At 30.5% G+C, this 1,983-nt stretch carries 1 protein-coding gene; it reads right to left on the bottom strand.

The window, feature by feature from the left end; genetic code table 11:
- Positions 1-251 precede the first annotated feature (251 nt).
- Positions 252-1,736, bottom strand: a complete 1,485-nt coding sequence (locus DRF58_RS17920) for a S41 family peptidase (RefSeq protein ID WP_116037307.1) — start codon at positions 1,734-1,736, stop codon at positions 252-254.
- Between the last annotated feature and the right edge of the window lie 247 nt (positions 1,737-1,983).

The following is a 1,983-nucleotide window of genomic DNA, read 5'->3' as shown; positions in this document are numbered from 1 at the left end:
CTTGAAATTCATAGACAAATATCTGATTATCAGATATAAATATACAAAAAATAACAATTATAACCAAAAAAAATCCGCCTCAAGTTGTGAGACGGATTCGAATAACTTTAAAATTTTCCGTCGATAATAAACTGAAAATCAAGAAAAGCTACCGGAGCTTCCTTTCAACGGGCTTTCATTTCTTGTCTTGCAGACAAAACGACCCGAACGAAGTGAACAGAGCGAAGCTAAAGCTTAGTTATTGTAGGCAGTTATTGTTTTTCGCTTATTAATTTTAATGCATATTCTAAGTAAATATTTTCATTATTAATATATTGATTTATTGTTGGGATTACTTCGTAATTGGGTTTTACTCCACTTCCAAATGGTAATTTTGGTTCAACATTCATCACAAATTGTAATGCTGGGATTTCAATGGTTATTTTGGAATTTGGCAAAGTTAAATCTTGACTATATCCACTCGTATTTCCATAATAACCTCCGCCTGTTTCTTGTCCAATAAATGTTGCTAATCCTTGCGAATACATCATATTTGAAAATTCGCTACCGCCAGAATATGTTATTGGACTAATGAGAACATACACATTACCTTTAAAGGTGTTTTTTGGTGCTTTTTTGTATGCCATAAGTCCGAGACCTAAATTATTTTTTCTTTCAAGACTTCCATCTTTCATTTTTTTGTTTACAAAAATTCGTTCTAAAAATCCGAATACTTTAAGTTTTATCGGTTTGTCAATTCCATTATTAAGGATTGCTTTTTGAGTTTTGACTCTTACTTTAGAGTATTTTTGGTAATTATCGCCAAAATAAGAATATAACAAACCTTCATTTCCTTCAGTTCCACCGCCATTTTTACTAACGTCAATAATCACATTTTTAATATTATGTTCTTTTATTTCGGAAAAACTTTGTTTCAAGAACTTTTTTAATGTTTTATATTTGCTTTCTCTTTTAATTATGTCGTTTGAGAATGTTTGAATATCCAAATAAGCTGTTTTTGCATTTATAATTTTGAATTGCAAAGGTTCATTTTCAGTTTTTTCTTTGTCAATATTGTTGTTCTTTTTTAGGTTTTCATTAATTTGACTAATTGACAATGAATTAATTGTGATAGGCTCTGTAATTTCTTTGAATTTCACTTCATATTTCTCAATTATTCCATAGTAGTAAAAATAGTTTTTAGAAAAATTAAAACCACCCAAATCACTGTATTTTACAGATTTTATGTACCCATCTGATGTAAATAAAATTCCAATTTTTGTGACAATTTCTTTGGGTGTTTCTCCATTGATTTTTTCAATTTCAAGATTTTCAATTTTTGCAGAATTATTTGAAGCATTTTTGACACAATATAACTTCTCGCCCAAGAAAACCACAGTTAAAGGTAAAAATCGAATATTTTCATTTTTATTGGTCTGTTCTTTAACTTCTTTTGGTAAAAAAATGTCTGTGTGGTCTTCTCTTGATAATGCTACTAATGGTGCAATTATTTTGTGAAATTCATAAACATTAAGGTCGGTTGTGATTTTGTTTTTCGCAGTTTGGAAAGCAAAATCAACGCTGTCTTTTGGGGTGTACCAGTACATTCCAGAATGAAACTTGTCCAAGCCTTGATACAATAAATCTAAATCTCTATGAAGTTTCTCCTTTGCAATTTTGGGAAAATCTCCAAAATTCTGAGAATACGTGGTTTGTATCAGTAAAATTAAAAGTATAAATGTCGATATTTTCTTCATTGACGGGTCGTTCTGTATAATTGCCTACAACGATCGGGTATTGCCGAAGGCGGGGGAATTTAGCACCGAACTTCAATAGAAATACCACAGTTCAAATATAGCAAAAATTTTCAATTGAAAAACTTCAGCCCCGCTTTTGGCAATACCTTGTTGAACTAAACCTCCGGTAGCTTTTCCCATTCGCCGTTTTAGTAACTTTGTTTTTATTAACCTTTTAAAAACTCATGAAATGGCTACAAAAAAAAAT

The sequence above is a fragment of the Epilithonimonas hispanica genome, from assembly GCF_003385395.1.
GTDB classification, from domain to species: Bacteria; Bacteroidota; Bacteroidia; order Flavobacteriales; family Weeksellaceae; genus Epilithonimonas; species Epilithonimonas hispanica.
The sequence above is the reverse complement of the archived record's forward strand: the minus strand, read 5'-3'. Positions and strand labels throughout refer to the sequence as shown.